Source organism: uncultured Empedobacter sp., from assembly GCF_937930195.1.
Taxonomy (GTDB): domain Bacteria; phylum Bacteroidota; class Bacteroidia; order Flavobacteriales; family Weeksellaceae; genus Empedobacter; species Empedobacter stercoris.
Window position 1 is genome coordinate 1 of sequence record NZ_CALGVK010000140.1, and the last position, 4289, is coordinate 4289.

The 4289-nt window shown below is 30.6% G+C and carries 5 protein-coding genes and 1 pseudogene; 2 read left to right on the forward strand and 4 right to left on the reverse strand.

Annotated features, from left to right (window positions below; genetic code table 11):
- Nucleotides 1–61: 61 nt before the first annotated feature.
- A pseudogene (locus Q0616_RS08145) lies at nt 62–205 on the forward strand (aminopeptidase P family protein); the annotation flags it as partial.
- Nucleotides 206–271: 66 nt separating this feature from the next.
- On the opposite strand, the gene pncB reads toward Q0616_RS08145, so the two are convergent.
- On the reverse strand, nt 272–1474 hold the full coding sequence (gene pncB, locus Q0616_RS08150; RefSeq protein WP_286484022.1) for a nicotinate phosphoribosyltransferase: 1203 nt from the start codon (nt 1472–1474) through the stop codon (nt 272–274).
- 97 nt (nt 1475–1571) lie between these two features.
- Nucleotides 1572–2324 carry a hypothetical protein gene (locus Q0616_RS08155; RefSeq protein WP_171622455.1) on the reverse strand — a complete coding sequence of 251 codons (753 nt, stop codon included), beginning with the start codon at nt 2322–2324 and terminating at the stop codon, nt 1572–1574.
- A gap of 67 nt (nt 2325–2391) precedes the next feature.
- On the opposite strand from Q0616_RS08155, the gene Q0616_RS08160 reads away from it, so the two are divergent.
- Nucleotides 2392–2796, forward strand: a complete 405-nt coding sequence (locus Q0616_RS08160) for an RNA-binding S4 domain-containing protein (protein WP_171622456.1) — start codon at nt 2392–2394, stop codon at nt 2794–2796.
- Here Q0616_RS08160 and Q0616_RS08165 read toward each other — a convergent pair.
- Nucleotides 2788–3321 carry a shikimate kinase gene (locus Q0616_RS08165; protein ID WP_284583368.1) on the reverse strand — a complete coding sequence of 178 codons (534 nt, stop codon included), beginning with the start codon at nt 3319–3321 and terminating at the stop codon, nt 2788–2790. The two genes, Q0616_RS08160 and Q0616_RS08165, sit on opposite strands and share 9 nt — an antisense overlap.
- A gap of 12 nt (nt 3322–3333) precedes the next feature.
- Nucleotides 3334–3939, reverse strand: a complete 606-nt coding sequence (locus Q0616_RS08170) for a hypothetical protein (protein ID WP_171622458.1) — start codon at nt 3937–3939, stop codon at nt 3334–3336.
- Between the last annotated feature and the right edge of the window lie 350 nt (nt 3940–4289).

The window sequence follows — 4289 nt, forward strand, 5'->3', positions numbered from 1 at the left end:
TGACATCATTTGATTGGAAAGGTTGGCATCCAAATTGCAAATGCTACTCAACACCCCAAACGAACCAGGATTCTATATTCCTGCCGAAGGTTTTGGAATTCGTTTAGAAGATGATTACGTTATTCAAAAAGAAGGAAATCCGTTCAATTTGATGCAGAATATTCCATTAGAAGCAGAAGAAATCGAAGATTTAATGAATAAATAATATTTGATTCAATAGATAAAAAAAAGGAACTCAATTGAGTTCCTTTTTTTATTGTAATATTAATTTTTAATCATTTTCTGGTGCCTCATGTGAGGGGATGTCATCTAAATCCAACATTTCTTTGGCCAAAGCGATCATTCGAGGTGTTCCTGTATGTTTATTTTTTTCGTCAGAAAGTTTAACAACACCAGTCCATTTAATATCAATCGAAGAAATTTCTGTTAATTTCATTACGATATTCATTGGACGAAGATTGGTGTCATTTGTTAAATTTGTACCAATACCAAACGATAACCCAATACGATCTTTAAATGCTTTTGTAATTACTTCTACTTTTTCAGAATTTAATCCATCTGAGAAAATTATAGTTTTGAATAATGGATTAATTCCCATTTTTTCATAGTGAGCAATTGTTTTTTCGCCAAATTCTATTGGATCTCCAGAGTCGTGACGAACACCATCAAATAATTTCGATAATTTTTTGTCAAATTGTCCAAAGAAAATATCTGAAGTATAGGTGTCAGTTAAAGCAATTCCTAAATCACCATAATATACTTTCACCCAGCGGTCTAAACTAATCGAATTGGCAATTTTGAACCCGTAACGAGCACCATGAAACATAAACCATTCGTGCGCATGTGTTCCAATTGGTTTTACGCCATATTTGTGTGCAAAGTGAACGTTAGATGTTCCAACAAAACTTTTTCCTTTGTGATTAGTAAGCTCTTTCATGACAATATCGTGTACTTCGTAACTGTGACGACGACGTGTTCCGAACTCTGCAACTGTCACACCAAGACGATTGTATAAATCGACTTTATCGCTTGTTCGTTTTGTTATTTCTCCGTTTGAGATGCGTTGAGCGTTGGTTAATTTGTAAAAAATTTCACTAATTAGACAAAGAATAGGAACTTCCCATAAAATTGTTCGGTACCAATATCCTTCAACAAGAACTTCAACATCTGATCCGTTTTGAGAGATTTTAACTTCTGCAGGATCATAACGATATCCTTGTAAAAAGTCTAAATAAGCAGGGCTTAGATAGGGACAATTTGTAGAAAAGAATTCTTTTTCATCTTTTGTAAGTGCTAACGAAGCCATTGCATTGATTTCATTTTGTAATTCTTCTGCAAAACCATTTGGAAATTCATGTTCACCTCGGTTGATAAATTTATAACGAGCCATTACATCTGGATACAATTTTGTAACCCCAAATTGCATGGTGAATTTATAGAAGTCATTGTCTATAATGGATTTTATTATACTCATTTCTTAGGTTTAAATTCTAACAATTTTTTAAAAATTAAAGATAAAAAAAAACCATCAATGAGGATGGTTTTTGAAAGAATATCTTATTAATAGAAGATTATTTTTTTGTTCTTTTTTCGATTTTTGGTAATTCAAAATTGAAGATAAAAGAGCGATCTCTGTTCCCAGAATACTCAGATAATCCTGTTCCTGAAATGTAATACTTGTTTCGAGCATACGCTAATCTTGAAGGTAAAATAATTACACCTTGAAAGTTATATAAATCGTTCACAGAACGTTCTGTTGTTTTGAAATGTTTTAAACCTTCTACAAAATTTTTCAATTCTAAATGTTCTCTTTTCACTCCGTTTTCAGTTTCTATTTCAGTTGGTGTGAAATAATAAAAAGTAGGGTCTTGTATTGCAGAACCGTCTCCTGAATTAGGCGTTCCAGAGGTAGAAACAGAACCATATTTTCTTTTATAATCAGTGCTGTTAGTTGCTAAAAAAGTACCTATTTCGTAGGAAATATAAATAGAAGTACTGTCATTAGAAATTATAGTTTCTCCAGTTCCTTTATGATTTGGGTTTTCGGCATACCAAATACCTAAGTTATCTTGTTTTGCAAGTGTTTTTAAAGCTGGATATGCATCGTCATCATTACCTTTTATTGTATCAAATTTTGTAAGTTTACCAGTCTTAGGGCTGAAGTAAAAATCTTCTAAATATTGTTGAATAGCTTCATCATCTAAAGCATTACGTTCTTCAACAGGAATTTTTGTTTCTTTATCTACACCACTATCATCATCATTATTACATCCTACTAAAACAGTAGAACAAGCAATTAAAGTAACGAAGAATTTCTTTATCATGTTATTTCGATTTATATTGCGAATTTAGAAAAAATATTAGTTTATCCTATTAAATATTAAGTTTTAAATGAGATTAGATAAATTTCTTTGGAGTGTTAGGTATTATAAAACAAGATCTTTAGCCGCTGATGCAGTAAAAAAGAATCGTGTGAAAGTAAATGGAGTTGTAGCAAAAGCGTCAAGAGAGATTGTCGCAGGAGATGCAATAGAGGTTAGAAAAGACCAAATAAATTTGTCATTTAAAGTTTTACAAGTCCCAAAAAATAGAATTGGAGCAAAATTGCTGACGTTACATATTGTTGATACAACACCAAAAGAAGAGTATGAAGTGTTAGAACTTCGTAAACTTTCGCAAGATTATTATCGCGAAAAAGGAGAAGGTAGACCAACGAAAAAAGATCGCCGCGATTTGGACGATTATTTAGAAGAAGGAGCAGAGGAATTCATCATAAAAGGAGAAGATTTAGATTAATTCTAAATCTTCTCCTTTTTTAAGTTGACTCATAATTTCGTCCAAAATTTCTAATGTACTTTGGGTAGTAATGCTAATCGTATATTTTGCTTTTTCGTAATATTGATTGCGTTCAAATAAATGTTTGGCAATAAATTCTGTCATTTCTTCATTTGAAAGATGAGCAATTAATGGACGAGTTTCTTTTCTGTTTTCAAGTCGTTTCACCAATTGAGGCAACTGAACGCGCATAAATATCGAAATCGAATTTTTAACAATCTCCTCCATATTATCATAATAAACAGGAGTTCCACCGCCTAAAGAAAGTACAATGTTAGTGGTTGTTAAAATTTCCTTCAAAGCTTCTCGTTCTTTTTTACGAAAACCTAATTCGCCTTCCTTTTTAAAAATATCACTTATTTTTGTTTGATATTTTTGTTCGATAAAATCATCCAAATCGATGAATTCGAAACCAAGTGCTTTGGCTAAATCTTTTCCGGTAGTCGATTTTCCGCTCCCCATATAGCCAATTAATGAAATAATCATTTGTTATATTTTTTAATCTACAGGTAAATCTTCCGAATAATAGATGGTTAATCTTGCAAAACCATCAAAAGTATCAATTTGATAAGAATAGGTGTTCTTTAATTTTCTTGCATCATAGCGCTCTACGTTATACGTAACCTCGTAATCTTCATTTGTAACAATCGAATTAGAATGATGATATTTTGATTTTGGAGCATCCTTTTTGATTTCTGCACGATATTGATTCAAAAATTTGATCGGAAAAGAATAGGTTAATTTATAAACTATTTCTTGCGAAATTTGAATAGCCGTGATTTTATTCAAAAACATTGTTCCTTGTGGATTATTTTTAATTTTCAAAGAATCCAATCGTTCTACATTTTGGATGTATAAATTTTTTCCAAGTTTAGAAACCTTAAAACAACGATCGTTTAATTTTTGATGGATGATTTGTGGTTGTTCTTTTATTAAATTTTTTAAGTCTTTTAAAGAAAAATTACTTAAATGTGCATCTTTTGTTTCTTGATTACAATTGTTTGCATATTCAGAATCGGGTACATCTGCTTCTGGATTATCAGATTTTTTGCACGAGATTACTGAAAACAAAGCAAAAATAATGTAGATAATATTTTTTTTCATTCTAAAATTTCAATCTTTAATTGCTTTTCCGAATACAATTCAGTTAACATAGATCTTGATTTGTTGGTGGACAAATATAATATTAAATCATTTATCAAGATGAAAAATGATGTTTCTATCTCATATTTTTTACTTTTTCTATGATGGAAATTTCACTTTTTTAAAAAATCTAAAATAATATTAAATTTTAAGTTCTTAAAATCGAAATGTTTAATTAATAAATTGTAAAAAACTTTATAAAACGTTTGTTAAATTAGTATTAATCGTCCTATATTTGCACTCGATTTAAGAGACCGACCTGGTAGCTCAGTTGGTAGAGCACAACACTTTTAATGTTGGGGTCCTGGGTT

Bases quoted from the DNA above. Each gene is read 5' to 3' on its own strand.
- pncB (WP_286484022.1), bottom strand. From the start codon at position 1,474: ATGAGTATAATAAAATCCATTATAGACAATGACTTCTATAAATTCACC.
- Q0616_RS08155 (WP_171622455.1), bottom strand. From the start codon at position 2,324: ATGATAAAGAAATTCTTCGTTACTTTAATTGCTTGTTCTACTGTTTTA.
- Q0616_RS08160 (WP_171622456.1), top strand. From the start codon at position 2,392: ATGAGATTAGATAAATTTCTTTGGAGTGTTAGGTATTATAAAACAAGA.
- Q0616_RS08165 (WP_284583368.1), bottom strand. From the start codon at position 3,321: ATGATTATTTCATTAATTGGCTATATGGGGAGCGGAAAATCGACTACC.
- Q0616_RS08170 (WP_171622458.1), bottom strand. From the start codon at position 3,939: ATGAAAAAAAATATTATCTACATTATTTTTGCTTTGTTTTCAGTAATC.